15 protein-coding genes and 2 pseudogenes are annotated in these 20,250 nt (G+C 73.6%); 14 read left to right on the forward strand and 3 right to left on the reverse strand.

The annotated features are described in order from the left end of the window. Nucleotides 1-167: 167 nt before the first annotated feature. The 3 genes from ACWGKT_RS42555 to ACWGKT_RS42565 all read left to right on the forward strand — a co-directional run bounded on the left by ACWGKT_RS42555 (nt 168) and on the right by ACWGKT_RS42565 (nt 3,475). Nucleotides 168-1,394 (forward strand): histidine kinase, encoded by a 1,227-nt coding sequence (locus ACWGKT_RS42555; RefSeq protein ID WP_453277933.1) that lies wholly within the window; start codon nt 168-170, stop codon nt 1,392-1,394. 41 nt (nt 1,395-1,435) lie between these two features. After that, a complete protein-coding gene (locus ACWGKT_RS42560; protein WP_453277917.1) occupies nt 1,436-2,191 on the forward strand; it encodes a response regulator transcription factor in 756 nt (251 codons plus the stop codon). Nucleotides 2,192-2,290: 99 nt separating this feature from the next. Further along, nucleotides 2,291-3,475 (forward strand): cytochrome P450 family protein, encoded by a 1,185-nt coding sequence (locus tag ACWGKT_RS42565; protein ID WP_356150309.1) that lies wholly within the window; start codon nt 2,291-2,293, stop codon nt 3,473-3,475. Nucleotides 3,476-3,488: 13 nt separating this feature from the next. Here ACWGKT_RS42565 and ACWGKT_RS42570 read toward each other — a convergent pair whose 3' ends face one another. Beyond that, nucleotides 3,489-4,511, reverse strand: coding sequence for a Gfo/Idh/MocA family protein (locus tag ACWGKT_RS42570; protein ID WP_453277918.1), 1,023 nt, complete (start codon nt 4,509-4,511; stop codon nt 3,489-3,491). A gap of 117 nt (nt 4,512-4,628) precedes the next feature. Here ACWGKT_RS42570 and ACWGKT_RS42575 point away from each other — a divergent pair, with 117 nt between their 5' ends. From ACWGKT_RS42575 to ACWGKT_RS42605, 7 genes and pseudogenes are all read left to right on the forward strand, one after another. After that, on the forward strand, nt 4,629-5,378 hold the full coding sequence (locus tag ACWGKT_RS42575) for a GntR family transcriptional regulator (protein ID WP_453277934.1): 750 nt from the start codon (nt 4,629-4,631) through the stop codon (nt 5,376-5,378). 154 nt (nt 5,379-5,532) lie between these two features. Further along, nucleotides 5,533-5,748: pseudogene (locus ACWGKT_RS42580) on the forward strand (sugar ABC transporter substrate-binding protein); the annotation flags it as partial. After that, nucleotides 5,700-6,316: pseudogene (locus ACWGKT_RS42585) on the forward strand (ATP-binding cassette domain-containing protein); the annotation flags it as partial. The pseudogenes ACWGKT_RS42580 and ACWGKT_RS42585, both read left to right, overlap by 49 nt. A gap of 116 nt (nt 6,317-6,432) precedes the next feature. Beyond that, complete coding sequence (locus tag ACWGKT_RS42590; RefSeq protein ID WP_453277919.1) at nt 6,433-7,569, forward strand: ROK family glucokinase; 1,137 nt, start codon at nt 6,433-6,435, stop codon at nt 7,567-7,569. Beyond that, on the forward strand, nt 7,566-8,147 hold the full coding sequence (locus ACWGKT_RS42595) for a sugar kinase (protein WP_356150315.1): 582 nt from the start codon (nt 7,566-7,568) through the stop codon (nt 8,145-8,147). The genes ACWGKT_RS42590 and ACWGKT_RS42595 overlap by 4 nt, the downstream gene beginning before the upstream one ends. Nucleotides 8,148-8,250: 103 nt before the next feature. Beyond that, a complete protein-coding gene (locus ACWGKT_RS42600; protein ID WP_453277920.1) occupies nt 8,251-11,184 on the forward strand; it encodes a DEAD/DEAH box helicase in 2,934 nt (977 codons plus the stop codon). A 497-nt stretch (nt 11,185-11,681) separates the two neighbouring features. Continuing rightward, a complete protein-coding gene (locus tag ACWGKT_RS42605; RefSeq protein WP_453277935.1) occupies nt 11,682-13,742 on the forward strand; it encodes an SWIM zinc finger family protein in 2,061 nt (686 codons plus the stop codon). Nucleotides 13,743-13,806: 64 nt separating this feature from the next. Here the strand turns inward: ACWGKT_RS42605 and ACWGKT_RS42610 are convergent, their stop codons facing one another. After that, entirely contained in the window at nt 13,807-16,596 is a 2,790-nt protein-coding gene (locus tag ACWGKT_RS42610) for a BTAD domain-containing putative transcriptional regulator (RefSeq protein ID WP_453277921.1), read from the reverse strand. A gap of 429 nt (nt 16,597-17,025) precedes the next feature. Here ACWGKT_RS42610 and ACWGKT_RS42615 point away from each other — a divergent pair, with 429 nt between their 5' ends. After that, nucleotides 17,026-17,562: a sigma-70 family RNA polymerase sigma factor gene (locus ACWGKT_RS42615; RefSeq protein WP_453277922.1), complete on the forward strand. Its 537-nt coding sequence runs from the start codon at nt 17,026-17,028 to the stop codon at nt 17,560-17,562. 27 nt (nt 17,563-17,589) lie between these two features. After that, nucleotides 17,590-17,820 (forward strand): hypothetical protein, encoded by a 231-nt coding sequence (locus tag ACWGKT_RS42620; protein WP_453277923.1) that lies wholly within the window; start codon nt 17,590-17,592, stop codon nt 17,818-17,820. Between the two features lie 4 nt (nt 17,821-17,824). Here the strand turns inward: ACWGKT_RS42620 and ACWGKT_RS42625 are convergent, their stop codons facing one another. Continuing rightward, nucleotides 17,825-18,244, reverse strand: a complete 420-nt coding sequence (locus ACWGKT_RS42625; RefSeq protein ID WP_356150327.1) for a nuclear transport factor 2 family protein — start codon at nt 18,242-18,244, stop codon at nt 17,825-17,827. 50 nt (nt 18,245-18,294) lie between these two features. Between ACWGKT_RS42625 and ACWGKT_RS42630 the strand changes: the two genes are divergently transcribed. Beyond that, a complete protein-coding gene (locus ACWGKT_RS42630) occupies nt 18,295-18,777 on the forward strand; it encodes a MarR family winged helix-turn-helix transcriptional regulator (protein ID WP_356150329.1) in 483 nt (160 codons plus the stop codon). A gap of 140 nt (nt 18,778-18,917) precedes the next feature. After that, nucleotides 18,918-20,216: a bifunctional 3-oxoadipate enol-lactonase/4-carboxymuconolactone decarboxylase PcaDC gene (gene pcaDC, locus ACWGKT_RS42635; protein WP_453277924.1), complete on the forward strand. Its 1,299-nt coding sequence runs from the start codon at nt 18,918-18,920 to the stop codon at nt 20,214-20,216. Nucleotides 20,217-20,250 lie beyond the last annotated feature (34 nt).

Raw genomic sequence — 20,250 nt, forward strand, 5'->3', positions numbered from 1 at the left:
GGCGAGTCCCGCGCGACCGAAGGCTGCGCTCCGGCCGGGCGAGACCATCCAAAGAACACGGCGGTGCGACTTCGGTCGGCGATGCACCCGCCGGGGGAGACCGCACCGGCGCACCCTGCGTAGATTTGCCGACCGTGAGTGGTGACGAGACGGCGCTGGCGCCGCAGATGTTCGCGGGCCCCCGGTGGCTGTTCCCGTCCGCGGTGATCCATGAGCTCGACCCCGACGCCGCGACCTCGGGACGGCGGCGGCCGCGGCGCACCGCGCGCGACTGGGTCGTCGACTTCTGCTGCTTCCTGCTGGCCGCCGTCGTCGGCCTCCTGGGCGCCAAGTCCCTGGCCGACGAATCGCACCTGCCGCCCGTCCTCGCCTTCCTCGACCAGCTCCTGGGCGCCCTCGCCTGCGCTGCTGTCTGGCTGCGCCGCCGGTGGCCGCTCGGGCTCGCCGTCGCGACGATCCCGGTCGGCTTCCTGTCCAACACCGCGGGCGGCGCGTGCATGATCGCCCTGTTCACCGTCGCCGTGCACCGGCCCTTCCGGGACGTGGCCTGGATCGGCGGCGCCAACCTGGCACTGCTCCCGCTCTTCTTCTGGCTGCGCCCCGACCCCACCGGGCCGTACGCGGCCCTCCTCCTGTTCGCCACCCTGCTCACCCTGACCATCATCGGCTGGGGCATGTTCGTCCGCTCCAAGCGGCAGTTGATGCTCAGCCTGCGCGACCGCGCCCGCCGCGCCGAGACGGAGGCACGGCTGCGCGCCGAGCAGGCGCAGCGCCTGGCCCGGGAGGCCATCGCCCGCGAGATGCACGACGTCCTCGCCCACCGGCTCACCCTGCTCAGCGTGCACGCGGGAGCCCTGGAGTTCCGGCCGGACGCGCCCCGGGAGGAGATCGCGCGGGCCGCCGGTGTCATCCGGGAGAGCGCGCACGAGGCCCTCCAGGACCTCCGCGAGATCATCGGCGTGCTGCGGGCGGGCGAGCGCGACGACGCGGGCCGGCCCCAGCCGACGCTCGCCGCGCTGGACGCCCTGGTCGCCGAGTCCCGCGAGGCGGGCATGAAGGTCGCGCTCGACACCCGCGTCACCGACCCCACCGCCGTTCCCGCCTCCCTCGGCCGCACCGCCTACCGCATCGCGCAGGAGGCACTGACCAACGCCCGCAAGCACGCCCCCGGCACCGAGGTCACCCTGACCGTCACGGGGGCTCCCGGCGACGGCCTGGCCGTGACGGTGCGCAACCCCGCTCCGGACGCCGACGTCCCGCCCGTGCCGGGCTCGGGCCAGGGCCTGATCGGCCTGACGGAGCGCGCGACACTGGCCGGGGGCCGACTGGAGCACGGGGCCACGGCGGACGGGGGCTTCGAGGTCCGGGCCTGGCTGCCCTGGGGCGAGGGGTGAGGGTGTCGCGCGACGCCACCGACATGGAGTACGTAGGGGCCATGACTGCGATCAGACTGCTGCTCGTCGACGACGATCCGCTGGTGCGGGCGGGACTGTCCTTCATGATGGGCGGGGCCGACGACATCGAGATCGTCGGGGAGGCCGCCGACGGCACCGAGGTCGAGGCCCTCGTGGACCGCACCCGCCCGGACGTGGTCCTGATGGACATCCGCATGCCGACCGTGGACGGGCTGACCGCCACGCAGCGGCTGCGCCGCCGTGAGGACGCGCCCCAGGTCGTCGTCCTGACCACCTTCCACGCCGACGAGCAGGTGCTGCGCGCCCTGCGCGCGGGCGCCGCCGGGTTCGTCCTCAAGGACACGCCGCCCGCCGAGATCGTCGCGGCGGTCCGCAGGGTCGCGGCCGGCGACCCGGTCCTGTCGCCCACCGTCACCCGCCAGTTGATGGCGCAGGTGGCCGGCAGTCCGGCCGACACCCGCCGCTCCCGCGCGCGGGAACGGCTCGCCGCGCTCAACGACCGCGAACGCGAGGTCGCCGTCGCGGTGGGCCGCGGGCTCGCCAACGCCCAGATCGCCACCGGGCTCTTCATGAGCATCGCGACCGTCAAGACCCACGTCTCCCGCATCCTGACCAAGCTGGACCTCAACAACCGTGTTCAGGTGGCCCTGTTGACCTACGACGCGGGCCTGCTGGAGGACGGGCCCACGGACGGGAACGGGCCCGCGGACGGGAACGGGTCCGCGGGCAGGAACGCGCCCACCGAGAAGGACGGGCGCCAGTCGGGCACTAGTTGAGGCCGCCGGGAGTTGTCCGGGTGCGGGGACAGATCCCTGGCGTGCGTGTGCCGGGGCAGGTCCGTGGCCTTCGAGAGGTGTGTCCGAGTTGGGGGAGACATGGCGCAGGTGATCGACTTAGGCGAGTTCGGGGACGCGTTCCGCAGGGACCCGTACCCGGTGTACGCGCGGCTGCGGGAGCTCGGCCCCGTGCACCGCGTCCGGCTGCCGGCACCCGAGGAGCACCACGAGACCTGGCTCGTGGTGGGGTACGAGGAGGCGCGCGCGGCGCTCGCCGACCCCCGGCTGGCCAAGGACGGCAGCAAGATCGGGATGCAGTTCCTCGAAGAGGAGCTGATCGGCAGACATCTGCTGGCCGCCGACCCGCCGCAGCACACCCGCCTGCGCGGGCTCGTCACCCGCGCCTTCACCATGCGCCGGGTCGAGGAACTGCGGCCGAGGATCCAGCAGATCACCGACGAACTGCTCGACGCGATGCTCCCGCAGGGCCGCGCCGACCTGGTGGAGGCCCTCGCCTACCCCCTGCCGATCACCGTGATCTGCGAGCTGCTCGGCGTCCCCGAGATGGACCGCACCGAGTTCCGCAAGCTCTCGTCGGAGGCGGTCGCGCCCACCAGCGCGGAGCGCGAGCACGACGCCATCACGCGGCTCGCCGAATACCTCGGCGAGCTGATCGAGGACAAGCGGTGCGCGGGGCCGAGCGGCGACCTGCTGAGCGACCTGATCCGCACCACCGCCGAGGACGGCGACCGGCTCTCCCCGCAGGAGCTGCGCGGCATGGCCTTCATCCTGCTGGTCGCCGGCCACGAGACCACCGTCAACCTGATCACCAACGGCGTCCGCGCCCTGCTCGATCACCCCGGCCAACTCGCCGCCCTGCGCGCCGACATGACCCTCCTGGACGGCGCGGTCGAGGAGATGCTGCGGTACGAGGGGCCGGTGGAGAACGCGACGTTCCGGTTCGCCAGGGAGCCGCTGGAGATCGGCGGCACCCCCATAGCCGAGGGCGAGGCCGTGCTGGTCGGCCTCGGCGCGGCCCAACGCGACCCGGGCCGCCACGACGACCCCGACCGCTTCGACATTCGGCGCGACACCCGGGGCCACCTCGCCTTCGGCCACGGCCTCCACTACTGCCTGGGCGCGCCCCTGGCCCGGCTGGAGGCCCGCACGGCGATCCGCTCCCTCCTGGAGCGCGTCCCCGCCCTCGCCCTGGACGGCCCTGCGGACGACTGGCTGCCGGGGATGCTGATGAGGGGGGTGCGGAGACTGCCGGTGCGCTGGTAGGGAGTGACGGGACTCAGTCGAGCGTCGGCCCCGGGCCCCCGGGGAGTTCGGCCAGGCGTACCGGTCTGCGTTCGCGGCGGGAGCGTTCGCAGGCCTCGGCGATGCGCAGCGCCTGGAGGGCCTCGCGGCCGTCGCAGGGATTGGCCCGATGGCCGAGCAGGACCTCCACGAAGGCGCCCAGCTCGGCCTCGTACGCGGGCCCGAAGCGCTCCAGGAACCCGGCCCACGGCTTGTCCGCGGCCGGCGGCCCGCTCGGCTCGGTCGAGGCCACCGGCGTCCGGTCGTCCAGGCCCACCACGACCGTGTCCCGCTCCCCGGCGAGCTCCATCCGGACGTCGTAGCCCGCCCCGTTCTGCCGGGTCGCCGTCGCCGTGGCCAGCGTGCCGTCGTCGAGGGTGAGCAGCGCCGCGCCCGTGTCGACGTCCCCCGCCTCGCGGAACATCGCGGGCCCGGCGTCCGACCCGGTCGCGTACACGTCGACGACCTCGCGCCCGGTCACCCAGCGCAGCACGTCGAAGTCGTGGATCAGCGTGTCCCGGAAGAGCCCGCCGGACAGCGGCAGCCACGCGGCCGGGGGAGGGGACTGGTCGCAGGTCATCGCCCGCACGGTGTGCAGCCGTCCGAGCCGCCCCGAGCGCACCGCCTCGCGGGCCCCGGCGTAGCCCGCGTCGAAGCGCCGCTGGAACCCCATCTGAAGGATCGTTCCGGCCGTCTCGACCTCGGCCAGCGCGTCCAGCGTGCCCGGCAGATCGAGCGCGATGGGCTTCTCGCAGAAGACGGGGAGCCCGGAGCGGGCCGCCCGGCCGATCAGTTCGGCGTGGGCCGAGGTCGCCGTCGTGATCACCACTGCGTCGACACCCCACTTGAAGATCTCGTCCACCCCCGGCGCGGCCGTCTCCCCGAGCCGGTGCGCAAGTGCCTGGGCCCGCGCCGGATCCGCGTCCGTGAGGATCAGGGAACCGACCTCGCGATGGCGACTCAGTGTTCTCGCGTGAATGGTGCCGATGCGGCCCGTACCGATGACCCCGATGCGCATGAAGACAAAGTGAGGGTCGAGTGCAGGCCCTGTCAATGCGTATGTCCGGACAATCGAACTACACAACTTCCCGTCAACCGGCCGCGGAGCTACGCTCGGCCCGTGCCGAAACCAGAAGTGGACCCGACCGCGCAGCTCGACCTGAGTGTGGACCGGAGCTCGCCCGTTCCCCTGTACTTCCAGCTCTCCCAGCAGCTGGAGGCCGCCATCGAGCGCGGCATCCTCACCCCCGGCAGCCTGCTGGGCAACGAGATCGAGCTCGCCGCGCGGCTCGGCCTGTCCCGGCCCACCGTCCGCCAGGCCATCCAGTCCCTGGTCGACAAGGGCCTCCTCGTCCGTCGGCGCGGCGTCGGTACGCAGGTCGTGCACAGCCAGGTCAAGCGCCCCCTGGAGCTCAGCAGCCTCTACGACGACCTGGAGGCGGCCGGCCAGCGTCCCGCCACCAAGGTCCTGGTCAACATCGTCGTCCCGGCCTCCCCCGAGGTCGCGGCCGCGCTCGGCGTCGCCGAGGGCAGCGACGTGCACCGCGTCGAGCGGCTGCGGCTGGCGCACGGCGAGCCGATGGCGTACCTGATCAACCATCTGCCGCCCGGCCTGCTCGACCTGGACACCGCGCAGCTGGAGGCCACCGGCCTCTACCGCCTCATGCGCGCCGCCGGGATCACCCTGCACAGCGCCCGCCAGTCCATCGGCGCCCGCGGCGCCACGGCGGCCGAGGCCGAGCGGCTCACCGAGGAGGAGGGCGCCCCGCTGCTCACCATGCAGCGCACGACCTTCGACGACACGGGCCGCGCGGTCGAGTTCGGCGACCACACCTATCGCCCCTCGCGCTACTCCTTCGAGTTCCAGCTGCTCGTACGGTCCTGAGTCCGGCCCACTCGTACGGCCCCGGCGACACCCCCGGCACGCGGCCTGATTAGTCGCAATGTCCGGACAATGCGACCGCCGAGCCCGCCCCGGCCACGCGACGCCCGACACCTGTGTCCGACAATGGGACGTTTGGGGCTGCTGAGCTGATCACCAGTCCAAGGCCTTCGGCGCGCTCGCCCACATCGGCCAGGACGAGACCATCGCCGGCGAGGCGGTCGGCGGGGAGCTGAACAAGCGCGGCCGCAAGAAGGCCGTCTGCGTCCTGCACAAGCAGGGCGACGTCGGCCACGAGCAGCGCTGCGCCGGCGTCGCCAAGACCTTCACCGGCACGGTGGAGAACCTCTACGCATCCAGGGCGAGGCGACCCGCCTCGCCTCCCCGCGCGAGGCCCTGGACCGCGGCATCGCCACGGTCTACCAGGACCTGGCCGTCGTCCCGCTCATGCCGGTGTGGCGCAACTTCTTCCTCGGCTCCGAACCCCGCAAGGGCCTGGGCCCCTTCAAGCGCATGGACGTCGACCTCATGCGCCGCACCACGCACGCCGAGCTGCCGCGCATGGACATCGACCTGCGCGACGTGGACGAGCCCATCGGCACCCTGTCGGGCGGCGAACGCCAGTGCGTGGCGATCGCGGGGGCGGTGTACTTGGGCGCCAAGGTCCTCGTCCTCGACGAACCGACGGCGGCGCTGGGCGTCAAGCAGTCGGGCGTGGTCCTGAAGTGCGTGGCCGCGGCGCGCGACGCGGGCCTGGGTGTGGTCCTGATCACCCACAACCCGCACCACGCGTACCTGGTCGGAGACAGTTCGTCCTGCTCAGGCGCGGCGGCATGGTGGGCAACCACACACGTGACGAGATCACGCTGGAAGAGCTGACGCGCCAGATGGCGGGCGGAAATGACCTGGACGACCTGCGCCACGAACTGCGTCGCGCCTAGAGGCGAGAGGAGGCGCGCGGCCGGCTGCTGACCATCCCGGGACCGGCGCAGGTCGCGCGCCCCCCTTTGTTCCCCCATACGGCAACCGACCCCTCGGTGAGGCAGAATCGGCCCCGATGAGCACCTATCGCGATCTCACCGCCCCCATCGGCTCCCGCCGAGCCCCCGTGCTGCGCACGGTGGGCACCCGAGAGCGCCGATCCCACCTGACGGCGCCCCGCGTGCCCACCGTCGGGATCGACATCGGCGGCACGAAGGTGATGGCGGGCGTCGTGGACGCCGACGGCAACATCCTGGAGAAGCTCCGCGCGGAGACCCCGGACAAGTCGAAGAGCCCCAAGGTCGTCGAGGACACCATCGTCGAACTCGTTCTGGACCTCTCCGACCGCCACGACGTGCACGCGGTCGGCATCGGCGCGGCCGGCTGGGTCGACGCCGACCGCAACCGCGTGCTGTTCGCACCCCACCTGTCCTGGCGCAACGAACCGCTGAGGGACCGCCTCTCCGGCCGTCTGTCCGTCCCCGTCCTGGTGGACAACGACGCCAACACCGCAGCCTGGGCCGAGTGGCGCTTCGGCGCCGGCCGAGGCGAGGACCACCTGGTCATGATCACGCTGGGCACCGGTATCGGCGGCGCGATCCTGGAGGACGGCCAGGTCAAGCGCGGCAAGTTCGGCGTCGCCGGCGAGTTCGGCCATATGCAGGTCGTGCCCGGCGGCCACCGCTGCCCGTGCGGCAACCGCGGCTGCTGGGAGCAGTACAGCTCCGGCAACGCACTGGTCCGCGAGGCCAAGGAGCTGGCCGTCGCCGACTCGCCCGTGGCCTACGGGATCATCGAGCACGTCAAGGGCAACGTCGCCGACATCACCGGCCCGATGATCACCGAGCTGGCCCGCGAGGGCGACGCGATGTGCATCGAGCTGCTTCAGGACATCGGCCAGTGGCTGGGCGTCGGCATCGCCAACCTGGCGGCCGCGCTCGACCCCTCCTGCTTCGTGATCGGCGGCGGCGTCTCGGCCGCCGACGACCTGCTGATCGGCCCCGCGCGGGACGCCTTCAAGCGCCACCTCACCGGGCGCGGGTACCGCCCCGAGGCCCGGATCACCCGTGCCCAGCTCGGCCCCGAGGCCGGCATGGTCGGCGCCGCCGACCTCGCCCGCCTGGTCGCCCGCCGCTTCCGGCGCGCCAAACGGCGCCGGGTGGAGCGCTACGAGCGGTTCGCCGAGGCCCGCCGCAGCCGGGACACGGTATGACCGCGTCACTGCCGCGCCAGGCCGTGCCTCCGGACGAGCCGCGGCGTCCGGCCGAGGACCCCCGTCACAAGGCCCGCCGCCGGGCGCTCACGCTCCTGATCATCGTGCTGCTGATCGGCGTCCCCGCGGGCTATCTGGTGATCTCCGCCAACCAGAGCCGCAACAGCGGCAAGGACAAGGAGCAGAAGTACTCGGCGACCGGCCTCACCGCGGGCTGGCCGTCCAAGGTGCAGCGCCGCCTCTACCAGGTGCCGGTCCCGCACCCCGCCGACGAGATCGCCTACTACGAGACGAACAACTGGCGCACCAGCCGTCTGTACGTCCAGTTCCGCACCAACAGCGCCGGCCTGGACAGCTTCCTCGACGGCATGGGCGTCGACAAGGACCGGCTGAAGAAGGACGACATCACCATCAGCACCCGCGACCAGAAGATCACCGGCTGGCGCTTCACCGGTCCCGGTCCCTGGCACGGCCTGACCCACAAGCAGAAGAACCCTGCGCCGACCCAGGACCTCGTGGTGAACCTGGCCGACCCCGACTTCCCGATGGTGTACGTCGTCTCACGCACCGTTCCCTGACCGGCGCGGGCCCGCGGCGAAGGTCGCCGGGGCCGATTGTCAGACCCCGCCCGTACAGTCGAAGACGTCTGATCCGAGATGCGGGCGGGAGGTGGCAGGACGTATGAGCGGCACGGTCGCGGTGGCCGGGCGCACGAGGGGCTCCGGGGACGCGGGGGCCACCGTGGAGACGGGGGAGGCCGTCCCGGTGCGGCTCGCAGCCCTCTACCTTCCGGCGCTCCTGCCGCGCGACGGCCGCATCGCCTTCTGGGACCCCGACGGCGGTCCCCTGCCTTCTCTCGCCGACGCCGACGCGGATGTCGACGCCGATGCCGCAGCCGGTGCGGAGGCCGGCGCGGGACCGGACGGCCCGGCGGTCGTGCGCCGGGAGGAGCTGACCGTCGTACGGCGGCACGGCCCGGGTGTGCGGCGTGCCAAGGTGCCCGCGCTGTCCCTGCCGCTCGGCGCCGCCCTCCCGCTGCTCGTGCGGGCCCGCCGCGACCCGGCCGCCCACCCGGCCACGGCCTGCTGGGGCGCCGCCGCCCTGCACGCGCTCCGGCTCACCGCCCGCGGCCGGCTGCTGCCCGGCCTCACCCCCGGCGGCCACGACGCCTGGCGCGCCGGGCCGCTGGAACCCGACGACATCGCCCATCTGCGCGCCGTGGCGGCGGCACTGCCCGCCGAGGGCCACGCGGTGCCGCTGCCCGGTCCCGGCCCGCTGCGGCTGCCCGAGCCGGAAGCGCTGGTGCGTTCCTTCCTGGACGCGGTCGCGGACACCCTGCCCCGTACCCCGGCCGCGCCCCACACCAGCGGGAAGCCCTTCGCCGCCCGCGAGCCGCAGTCCCTGCCCGACGCGCACGAGTGGGCCGCGGAGGTCGCCGCCGGCATGGACGCGGGCGTGCGGATCTCGCTGCGCCTGGACCTGTCGGCGTACGACCTGTTCGACGGCGTGGAAGGCGCCCCGCGCGCGGGTGCCGCGATCGTCCAGGTGCACAGCCTCGCCGACCCCACCCTCGTGGCCGACGCCGCCGCCCTGTGGGCGGGGGACGCCGACGCGGCGTTCGGCGTCCGCGCGCGCGTGGACGCCGCCCTGGCCGTGCGCCGGGCGGCCCGCGTGTGGCCGCCGCTGGACCGGCTGTCCGAGCAGGCCGTGCCCGACGTCCTCGCCCTGTCCGAGGAGGAGCTCGGGGACCTGCTCGGCGTGGCGGCCGGCCGGCTGGCCGCGGCCGGGGTCGCGGTGCACTGGCCCCGGGACCTGGCGCAGGACCTGACGGCCGCCGCGGTGGTACGGCCCGCACCGGGTTCGGCGACCGACGGCACCGGATTCTTCGAGAGCGAGGAACTGCTCCAGTTCCGCTGGCAGTTGGCGCTCGGCGGCGACCCGCTCACCGAGGGCGAGATGGACGCGCTCGCCGAGGCCCACCGTCCGGTCGTACGGCTGCGGGACCGCTGGGTGCTCGTCGACCCCGCCCTCGTCCGCAAGGCACGCAAGCGCGAACTGGGCCTGCTCGACCCGGTCGACGCGCTGTCCGTCGCGCTCACCGGCAGCGCGGAGGTCGACGGCGAGACAGTCGAGGCCGTGCCGGTCGGCGCGCTCGCCGCCCTCCGTGACCGGCTGACGGCCGGCATCCGGCCCGCCGAGCCGCCCCCGGGGCTGCACGCCACCCTGCGCGACTACCAACTGCGCGGCCTGGCCTGGCTCGACCTGATGACCTCCCTCGGCCTGGGCGGCTGCCTCGCCGACGACATGGGGCTCGGCAAGACCATCACGGTGATCGCCCTGCACCTGAGGCGGGCGCGCGACGAGCCCACCCTGGTGGTCTGCCCGGCGTCCCTGCTGGGCAACTGGCAGCGGGAGATCGCCCGGTTCGCCCCCGGCGTGCCCGTCCGGCGTTTCCACGGCCCCGACCGCAGCCTCGACGACCTGGCCGGCGGCTTCGTCCTCACCACGTACGGCACCATGCGGTCCACGGCCGCGCGGCTGGCCGAGCAGCGGTGGGGCATGGTCGTCGCCGACGAGGCGCAGCACGTCAAGAACCCGTACTCGGCGACCGCGAAGGCCCTGCGCACCATCGGGTCCCCCGCGCGCGTGGCCCTGACCGGCACCCCGGTGGAGAACAACCTCTCCGAACTCTGGGCCCTGCTGGACTGGACGACGCCCGGACTCCTGGGCCCGCTCAAGTCGTTCCGCGCGCGCCACGCGCGCGCGGTGGAGAACGGTGAAGACGAGGAGGCGGTGACCCGCCTGGCCCGGCTGGTACGCCCCTTCCTCCTGCGCCGCAAGAAGTCCGACCCCGGCATCGTCCCGGAGCTCCCGCCCAAGACGGAGACCGACCACCCGGTCCCGCTCACCCGCGAACAGGCCGCGCTGTACGAGGCGGTGGTACGGGAGTCCCTGCTGGCCATCGAGACCGCCGACGGGATCGCGCGGCGGGGCTTGGTCCTGAAGCTCCTGGGCGCGCTCAAGCAGATCTGCGACCACCCCGCGCTCTATCTGAAGGAGGAGCCCCGCGGCGACCGGCTCGCCGCCCGCTCCGGCAAACTCGCCCTGCTCGACGAGCTGTTGGACACCCTGCTAGCCGAGGACGGCTCGGCGCTCGTCTTCACGCAGTACGTCGGGATGGCCCGCCTCATCAACGCCCACCTGGCCGCCCGCGCGATCCCGGTCGACCTCCTGCACGGCGGCACGCCGGTGCCGGAGCGGGAGCGCATGGTGGACCGCTTCCAGAGCGGGCAGACCCCCGTCCTCATCCTGTCCCTGAAGGCGGCGGGCACCGGCCTGAACCTCACCCGGGCCGGCCATGTCGTCCACTTCGACCGCTGGTGGAACCCGGCCGTCGAGGAACAGGCCACCGACCGCGCCTACCGCATCGGCCAGACCCAGCCCGTCCAGGTCCACCGCCTGGTCACCGAGGGCACGATCGAGGACCGCATCGCCGAGATGCTTCAGTCCAAGCGCGCGCTCGCCGACGCCATCCTCGGCTCCGGCGAGGCGGCCCTGACGGAACTGACCGACCGGGAGCTGTCCGACCTGGTGTCCCTGCGGAGGCCGTCATGACGGACCGCCCCGCCGACGCCGCCCGCCGCGCCCTACGAGCGGCCCGGGAACGGACCACGGACGCACGGGAGCACACGACCGACGATCCGACGACGCCCCTTGACGGGGCGCCGGGCGCGGGGGAGCCGCCTGAGGAAGGGCGGGGGTTGGGGTCGGCGGGGGCTGTGGAGGCGCAGGCCGGGGCACGGCGGTTGGGGCCGGGCGGGGCTGGAGAGACGCACACCGGGCTGGGGTCCGGAGGGTCTGTCGGGTCGGAGGCCGGGGCGTGGCAGTTGGGGGCCGGAGGGTCTGGAGAGGCGGGGCCCGGGGCTCGGCGGTCGGCACCGGGTAGGGCTGGAGAAGCAGTGGCCGGGGCGCGGCAGTTGGGGTCGGCGGGAGCCGTGGAGGCAGGGGTCCGGGCTCGGCCGTCGGGGCCCGGAAGAGCCGGCGAGGGTGAAGCCACGGTGTCTGTGGGTGAGGCCGGGGCGCCGGGAGATGCGGGTGCCTCCGGAGTCGCGGTGCCCGCAGGGGCGGGCGAAGGGGGAGCCGCGGCGTCCGGTGGCGTCGCGCCGAGGCCCGGTGATGTCGCGCGGGCGGCGCTTCGGTCTGCCGTGTCCGCTCGTCGGGGCGAGGAGCGTGCTCAGCGAGGCGAGGCCGACGGCGGGGACGGCGGCGTTCCCGCCGGGGCGGCGGAGGTTACGGCGGCGGAGGCCGGCGGCCCGTCCGCTCCCCAGGCCCCTTCGGATGTGCGCGATGCGGCCAGGGCCGGCGGGCGTCCCGGTGACGCCGCCCGCGACGCGCTGCGTGCCGCTCGGCAGAAGGCCGCGCAGGCGCGGGAGGAGGCACAGGCGTCCGGGACATCGGTGACCGGCCCCTCGCGTCGGCACCGGCCCGCTGGTCCCACCGACTCCCGGACCCCCGACGATGGCAGAACCGGACAGGTGGACCGCGCGCGGGTGGCCCGTGACGTCAGGGAGTTGCTCGCGAACGGGTTCCGGATGCCCACGACGGCCCACGGCCCGGAAGGGGCACCTGACGCCGACGGTTCGGAGGCGACGCCTGACGCCGACGGTCCGGAGCAGAGTCCCCAGGCCGACGCCCGGGCGGCGACGTCCGCAGCCGACGCCCCGGACGAGAAGCCCGATGCCGACACCCCGGCGCACGAAGGAACCCCTTCCCCCTCAAGCACACCGTCTCTCACACCCGCACTCACCCCCACATCCGCACCCGCACCCGCACCCACACCCACACTCGCATCCGGGTCCGTACCCATCCCCACACCCCCCCCCCCCTCCGCAATCGTCCCCCGCACCATGGCCACCCCCCACCGCGACGGTGAACTCCGGCGTACCTTCCCGGCCCTCCCGCGCCGCGCGTCGCGGGAAGGTGGCGGCTTTGCCGAGACCTGGTGGGGCAATGCCTGGGTCGCCGCGCTGGAGGGCGGCGCGTTGGATGTGAAGCGGCTGGCTCGGGGGCGGGGGTACGCCGAGCGGGGACAGGTGGACGCGATCACCGTGACACCGGGGCTCGTGCTGGCGTACGTGCGGGGCAGCCGCCCGCGCCCGTACCGGGTGCAGGTGCGCCTGCGTACGCTGGGCGACGCCGACTGGGAGCGGTTCCTGGACGCGGCCGCCGACCGGCCCGGACACATCGCCGCCCTGCTCGACAAGGAGCTGCCGCGGTCCCTCGCCGACTGCGGAGTGCCCCTGCTGCCCGGCCCCGGCGACCTCGCACCCCGGTGCAGCTGCCCGGACTCCGGTCACCCCTGCAAGCACGCGGCCGCGCTCTGCTACCAGACGGCACGTCTGCTCGACGCCGATCCCTTCGTACTGCTCCTGCTGCGCGGTCGTGGTGAGCGTGAGCTGCTCGACGCGCTGTCCCGGTTGAGCGCCGCCCGTGCGGCCCGTGCCGCGCGCGAGCAGGGACCGGCGCCGCTCCCCGGCGTCCGCGCGTCCGACGCCTTCGCCCCGCGCCGACTCCCGCCGTTGCCGCCGCCGTTGCCGACGCCCCCGCACCCCGAGCAGCCCCCGGTGTACCCGGCGGCCCCGGGCGGCCCCGACCCCTTCGCCCTGGACCAGCTGGCGACGGACGCCGCCGCCCGCGCCCACGCACTGCTCGGCACCGGACGCGATCCGGTCGGCGAGCTGACACTGTGGCAGGACGCGGTACGGCTCGCCGCGGCCCGCCCCGGTTCCGGCCTGACCGCGGGCACGCGGGCGCTGTACGCCTCGCTCGCCTCCGCCGCCGGCCGCACCCCGGCGGAGCTGGCGCGCGCGGTCGCCGCCTGGCGGCAGGGCGGGCTCGACGGGCTCACAGTGCTCGAAGAGCCGTGGGATCCGCCGGCGGGCCGTTTCGACCGGGCCCGGCCGCTCCTGCTCGCCGCCGACCTCCCGGCGTTCCGTCCCTGGCGCAACCGCCTCACCCACCCCGGCGGCCACGTCCAACTCCGCCTGGGCCGCGAAGGCTTGTGGTACGCCTACGAATCGGAGGCGGGCCAGGACGACTGGTGGCCCCGGGGCACCCCCGACCTGGACCCGGTCGGCGCCCTCACCGGCCTCGGCACACCGGACGACCTCTGAGCGACGGCGACGGCGCCGGCGGCAGCCGACGGCACCGGCACCCGCCCCGGCGCCGTGCGTTGCGCTACAACTGCTCCTGGGCCTGGGCAATCCGCTTCGCGGCCGCCGCTTCCAGACGCGACGCGCGCAGTCGTCGGCTGTCGGCGACCGCCTGTTCCAGGATGTCGATGGCTTCGGGCGTCTGGCCGAGGGCGAGACGGCACTCGGCCTCCGCGATCCGGTTGGCGATCCCCATGAAGGGCAGATTGTGCGACTCGGCCAGCCGGTGGCTCTCGGCGTGCAGACCCAGCGCCGCATCCAGACGGCCCTGGACCCGGGCGATGATGGCGAGGCCACGCAGGGCGGCGCACCTGCCGAGGGGATCGCCGAGTTCCTCGAACGCCTCCAGGGCCGCACGGCCGGCCACGAGGGCGTCATCGGGTCGATCCTGGTGGAGATTCACCATGAGGGAGCACTGCGCGTTGGCCACGGTCCAGCGGCTCCGGTGCGTGCGCCCGAGCTCGACGGCCCGCCGGTAGAACGCGTTCGCGGTCTCCTTGTCGCCCTGGTAGGCGGCCGCTATCCCGCGGCAGATGACGGTCTCCGCGTGCACCACCGCGTCACCGGCGGCCTCGGCGGCCCGTTCCGCCTCGCTCAGCACGGATTCGGCCTCGCCCAGCCGGCTGATCTGCATGAGCGCGCCGCCGAGCATGTAGCCCATCCGCCCTTGACTGCGCTCGTCCCCGCGGACGCGCGCCTCGGTGAGCAACTTGCGGGCGGGCTGGATGATCCGGTCCCACTGGTGCGTCTCCTCCAGGAGCGGATCCAGGGCCAGGACGAGGTCCACCGTCAGCCGCAGACAGCCGTCCACCGCCGAGGCCTGCTCGGCGACCGCGAGCACCGGCTCGATCGAGGCGTTGAGCAAGTGGTTCGCCTGGCGCCGGGACTCCACCGGGAAACCGGGGCTGTCGGTGGCGCTGAGCTGTTCGGCGATCGGGTGCCCGGGCCGGGCGATACGGTACGTGTTACGCGCGGTCGCCAGAAAGTACCCGGTCAGACGCCGCAGCACGGACGAGCGCACCTGCTCCGGGTCCGTCTCCTGGCAGACCTTGCGGGCGAAGGCCCGCAGCAGGTCGTGATACCGGTAGGTGTACGGCGCCGATGACTCCAGAAGGCTGAGGTCGACGAGCCTTTCCAGCACCGACCGGGTGGCGGCTTCGGGCATCTTCAGGGCGACGGCGGCCCAACGCGCGGTCATGTATGGCCCGTCGGGGTGGGCCAGTTGACGGAAGGCCCGCGCCTCGTCGGGGGTGAGCTGGTCGTAGCCGAGCCGAAAGCTGGCCTCCACACCCAGGTTGGGGGTCGCCAGCTGGTTCAGGAAGTTCGCCTCGTCGGTCAGCTGGTCGACCACCGCCGCGAGGGACCAGGACGGCCTGGTGGCGAGCCTGGCCCCGACGATCCGCAGGGCCAGCGGCAGGTGGCCGCACGCCTCGATGAGTGCCGTCGCCGCCTCCGGCTCCGCCAGCATCCGGGCCTCGCCGATCTGGCCGCACAGCAACTCCCGCGACTGGTCGGGCGAGAGCACGTCGAGGTGCACCCGGATGCCGGCTTCGAGGTCGGCGAGCCGGTTGCGGCTGGTGACCAGGGTCGCGCAGCCCGCGGAGCCGGGCAGCAGGTGCTGGAGCTGCGCGGTGTCACGGGCGTCGTCCAGGACGACCAGCACCCGGCGTTCGGCGAGCAGGGAGCGGTAGAGGGCCGCGCGTTCCTCCAGCGCGAAGGGGATGGCGTCCGTGGGTGCCCCGAGGGCCCGCAGGAGGGTGTCGAGCACATTGCTCGGCTCGGCCGGGGTCGTCTGCGAGCCGGACAGCCGGGCGTACAACTGGCCGTCGGGGAAGTGACCACGCACCAGGTGACCCACATGGATGGTGAAGGCCGACTTGCCCAGTCCGCCCATGCCGGTCGTGGCGCCGACCACCGCGCAGGACGTGGCGCCCGTCGTGAGGGCGGCGGTGAGGTGGGCGATCTCGCGGCGCCGGCCGACGTAGTGCAGGACATCTGCGGGCAGTTGGGAGGGGGCCGGCAGGGCCGTGTACCGGGCGGGGGCGCCCCCGAGCCGGGCGTCGGCGCGCAGGATGCGCTGATGCAGCTCGTCGATGGCCGGGCCGGGAGATATCCCGAGCTCGTCCCTCAGCCGGTGCATGACATCGGCGTACACGGTGAGCGCCTCGGCCTGCCGGCCGGCGCGGTAGAGCGCCAGCATGAGCAGTTCGTGCAGGCGCTCGCGCAGCGGATGCCGGCGTGCGAAACCCGTCAGCTCGCCGATGACGTCGGTCGGCAGGGGATCGGCGGTCCGCATCGCCTGCTCGGCCCAGAGCTCGCAGGCGCGCAGCCGGGACTCGTCGAGACGGGCGGCGAGCGAGTCCCGCAGAGGCGTGTCGGGCAGTCCGTCGAGGGCGCGGCCGCGCCACAGGTCGAGGGCGTGCCGGAGCCTCGCCGTGGCGTGCTCGTCGGGGACCTGGGCCCCGCCCTCGGCGCTGTGCACCAGGGCGTCGAAGACCCGGCTGTCCACCGTGTCGGGGTCGCCGGTGAGCTGGTAGCCCGAGGTGTGGGTGGTGATCGCGAGAGGGAGACCGGCCAGGCTCTTGCGCAGGGCCGCGACATGTCCCTGGAGGGCCGGCTTCGTGTGCTCGGGGGGCTGCTCACCCCACAGGAGCTCGCAGAACCGCTCCACGGGAACGACCCGGCCGAGTTCCAGTGCCAGCAGTGCCAGTACGGCCTTGCGTTGCGGACCCGCCACGTCGACCGTGCGTCCCGCGTCGTCGCGAAGCTCCACGGGGCCGAGGAGGGCGATACGAAGCGGGCTGTTCTGGTTCACCCGGACAGTCAGCCCGAGTGCCTCGTCCTCGCGCAAGCCGGACGTCCGCTAGATCACCAATGCCGGAATAGAGCGGGCCGGTTCGGTCCGGTCGCGTGTGACGCGTCGAACTCCGCGCCCCTGATCCGGCGTTCTCCATGACGGCGGGGGTTACGAGGCTCCACGGCTCAGGGTCTCGTAACCGCCGCGTCGACGCGCTCCGCCGGTGCTCATCGTCCGCCAAGGATCCGCTGTGCGGCGCCTTGGCGGATCCTTGGCGGTTTCTTGGCGACGCCCGCCACTCTCCCGTACGGAACCGGGGCGGCCCTGGGTCGCGAACGGCCCGGAGCCGTCATGGCCGGTTCCCGGCGACCACGTTCGCAAGACGGCAAGACAGCCAGACCGGCATGACAGCCAGACCGGCAGCACAGCAAGACCAGGGAGTGTCCGATGTCCGTCCCAAGAGCCACCCTCGACCGGGAGTCGCTCGCCGAACTGCACCGACTGTACGAGGGGCGGTTGCTGCGCGTCGTCGCCCGGCTGACCGGCGATTTCGGCAGAGCCGAGGACATCGTGCAGGAGACGTTCCTGCGGGCCTGGCAGCACCCCCGGGCGTTCGCGGGCGGCGCGGACGCCGCACTGCCCTGGCTGCTGACCGTGGCGAGGCGCCTGACGATCGACCACCACCGGATGCTGTCCCGCCGCGCTCAGGAGGTCGACAGCGAGGGGTCGGTCGAACCCGGCGTCCCGCCCGTGGATCCCTACGACAACGTGCTGCGGGCCTGGGACGTCGCGCGGGTCATGGCCTGCCTGCCGGACCACCACCGGGAGGTGCTGGTCGAGCTGTACTTCGAGGACCGCACCGCCGCCGAGGTCGCGACCCGCATGGGGGTTCCCGTGGGCACGGTGAAGTCCCGCAGCCACTACGCGATGCGCACGCTCCGGCCGATCCTCGTACGACGCGGCCTCGTGCCGCGGTGCGCCTGAAGCGCGGTGGAGACAACCGTGTTGGCCATGGTCACGAAGAACGCCCTGATCGCACTGATCGCCGCCGGCGCGGCGATGCTCCTGCCCTTGCACCGGCATCCGCCGCACAGCACTGAGCGGCAGGACCAGTGCACCTCCATGCGCGTCGAGCCGCAGGACCCTGCCGTTCCCCCCTACGGCAGCGGGACGGCCGATCCCCACACCCTGCCCGTCATCAGCTGGTGCGCGGACGACACCTCGGCGTGGCCGGCCCGCTGAGACATCACCCCGCGGCGAGTCGCTCGTAACAGTCGTAGTTGCGCTGAGCGACGATCTTGCCGTCGCGGAACTCCAGGAACGCCGCGATGTGAGCGCGCAGTACGTGGCCCGCGCGCAGCTCGCCGAAGGGGACGGCCAGTGTGCCGGACCACTTGACCTCCAGGGCGACCTGGCTGCCGGAGGCCACCGCGTTGACGACTTCGTAGTGCTGGTCGCGGAGCAGCGTGCGGGCCTGTCGCGAGGCGGCCAGGATGTCGGCGAGGCCGCGGACGGTGCCGTCGGGGAACAGGATGTTGGGCAGCTGGGCGTGGACGGTGTCCGCGTGCAGGAACTGCGCGAGCTCTTCCGGCGGGGCCAGTCGACCCACGGCTTCGTGGTAGCGGACGGCCGTCCGGACGTCGGGGTGCTGTGCGATCTCCACCATATGCACAACCATAGTTGCACAACCTGGGTTGTCAAATAGAGACTGGAGTCATGCATCAGCCGCTCGACCCCCGCGATCTGGACACGGGCAGCCTCGCCCTGTTCGTCGGCTTCGCCGCCACCGACGCCGTGCAGGCGGAACTCGCCTCCCAGGGCTTCGGTGACCTGCGGATGTCCCATGGGTACGTGTTCCAGCACCTCATCGACGCCCAGCCCACCATCAGCGACCTCGCGCAGAAGCTCGGCATGACCCAGCAGGGCGCCTCCAAGGCGATCGCGGAACTGGAGCGCCTCGGCTACACCGAACGCCTTCCGGACCCGCACGACGCCCGCATCCGGCGCGTCGCGTTCACTCGGCGCGGGCGGGAAGCCGTGACCGCCGCCCGCCAGGCCCGGGAACGGCTCGAAGCGCGTCTGCGGGAACGCTTCGGCGCCACGGCGTTCGACGCCGGCCGTGCCCTGCTCGTCGATCTCCTCGACGAACTCGGCGGCACCCCGGCCGTCCGGCGCCGCGCCGTACGGCCCCCGCAGTGAGACCCCGGACGGCGGTGCGTGCAGCCGGTAGGTGAAGCCGGGCACGGAGGATCTTCGCGAGGCCGCCACAACCTGGGACGCCCTGCGCGGGTTCCGACCCCCGCACGTGAGAATTCGTGCGATGTGAGAGCGTGCAGGGCGTGAGTGAGACACCGACGAACACACTGCAATACCGCCTGGACGGGCCAGAAGACGCACCTGTCCTGATCCTGGGTCCCTCACTCGGAACGACCTGGCACATGTGGGACCGGCAGGTGCCGGAACTGGCCCAGCAGTTTCGGGTCTTCCGGTTCGACCTGCCCGGACACGGCGGTGCCCCCGCGTACCCGGCCGGCTCCGTCGCCGAGTTGACCGCCCGGCTGCTGGCCACGCTCGACGCGCTCGGCGTGCAGCGGTTCGGCTACGCGGGCTGCGCGCTCGGCGGGGCGGTCGGCATCGAGCTGGCCCTGCGCTGCCCGGAGCGGGTCGCCTCGCTCGCGCTGGTCGCCGCCTCGCCCCGGTTCGGCAGCGCCGACGAGTTCCGGCAGCGCGGGGTGATCGTACGGACCAACGGCCTGGACCCGATCGCCCGGACCTCGCCCGACCGCTGGTTCACCGGCGGTTTCGCGGCCGCGCAGCCGGCGATCACCGAGTGGGCCGTGCAGATGGTGCGCACCACCGACCCCGGCTGCTACATCGCCGCCTGCGAGGCCCTGGCCGGTTTCGACGCGCGGGCCGAGCTGGGCCGGATCGGCGTGCCGACGCTGGTCCTGGTGGGTTCGGACGACCAGGTCACCGGCCCGGCCGAGGCCCGCACCCTGGTCGCCGGCATCCCGGACGCCCGGCTGGCCGTCGTCCCCGGCGCCTCCCACCTGGTGCCGGTGGAGCAGCCCGCGGCCGTCACCGACCTGTTGGTCCGGCACTTCTCCACCGCCTGGCAGCCCGCCGTCGAATCCGCCACCGGCCAGCTGGCTGTCGTCCCGGCGGCCCCGGTCAGGCCGGTGCCGGCCGTCGCACCGGTGGCCGGGCCCATCGCCGAGATCGCCCCGGCCGTCGTACCCCTGCAGCCGTCGGCACGGTCCGACACCTACGACACCGGGCTCAAGATCCGCCGCGAGGTGCTCGGCGACGCGCACGTCGACCGGGCGCTGGCGCTGGCCGACGACTTCTCGGGGGACTTCCAGGAGTTCATCACCCGCTACGCGTGGGGCGAGATCTGGGACCGGCCCGGCCTCGACCGGCGTTCGCGCAGCTGCGTCACGCTCACCGCGCTGGTCGCCGGCGGCCACCTGGAGGAGCTCGCCTTCCACACCCGGGCCGCCCTGCGCAACGGGCTGACCCCGGGCGAGATCAAGGAAGTGCTGCTGCAGGCGGCGGTCTACTGCGGGGTACCGGCGGCGAACAGCGCGTTCCGGGTGGCGCAGCAGGTCATCCACGAGGAGACCACTCCGGAGGAGTGAGCACCCGCTCCGGGCCGGGGGCAGGATGGGTGCC

The organism is Streptomyces sp. NPDC054794 (assembly GCF_053611585.1).

What these genes read in the sequence shown, in the direction of transcription:
- ACWGKT_RS42555 (WP_453277933.1), top strand. Translation starts at nt 168, where the DNA reads ATGTTCGCGGGCCCCCGGTGGCTGTTCCCGTCCGCGGTGATCCATGAG.
- ACWGKT_RS42560 (WP_453277917.1), top strand. Translation starts at nt 1,436, where the DNA reads ATGACTGCGATCAGACTGCTGCTCGTCGACGACGATCCGCTGGTGCGG.
- ACWGKT_RS42565 (WP_356150309.1), top strand. Translation starts at nt 2,291, where the DNA reads ATGGCGCAGGTGATCGACTTAGGCGAGTTCGGGGACGCGTTCCGCAGG.
- ACWGKT_RS42570 (WP_453277918.1), bottom strand. Translation starts at nt 4,511, where the DNA reads ATGCGCATCGGGGTCATCGGTACGGGCCGCATCGGCACCATTCACGCG.
- ACWGKT_RS42590 (WP_453277919.1), top strand. Translation starts at nt 6,433, where the DNA reads ATGAGCACCTATCGCGATCTCACCGCCCCCATCGGCTCCCGCCGAGCC.
- ACWGKT_RS42595 (WP_356150315.1), top strand. Translation starts at nt 7,566, where the DNA reads ATGACCGCGTCACTGCCGCGCCAGGCCGTGCCTCCGGACGAGCCGCGG.
- ACWGKT_RS42600 (WP_453277920.1), top strand. Translation starts at nt 8,251, where the DNA reads ATGAGCGGCACGGTCGCGGTGGCCGGGCGCACGAGGGGCTCCGGGGAC.
- ACWGKT_RS42615 (WP_453277922.1), top strand. Translation starts at nt 17,026, where the DNA reads ATGTCCGTCCCAAGAGCCACCCTCGACCGGGAGTCGCTCGCCGAACTG.
- ACWGKT_RS42620 (WP_453277923.1), top strand. Translation starts at nt 17,590, where the DNA reads ATGGTCACGAAGAACGCCCTGATCGCACTGATCGCCGCCGGCGCGGCG.
- ACWGKT_RS42625 (WP_356150327.1), bottom strand. Translation starts at nt 18,244, where the DNA reads ATGGTGGAGATCGCACAGCACCCCGACGTCCGGACGGCCGTCCGCTAC.
- ACWGKT_RS42630 (WP_356150329.1), top strand. Translation starts at nt 18,295, where the DNA reads ATGCATCAGCCGCTCGACCCCCGCGATCTGGACACGGGCAGCCTCGCC.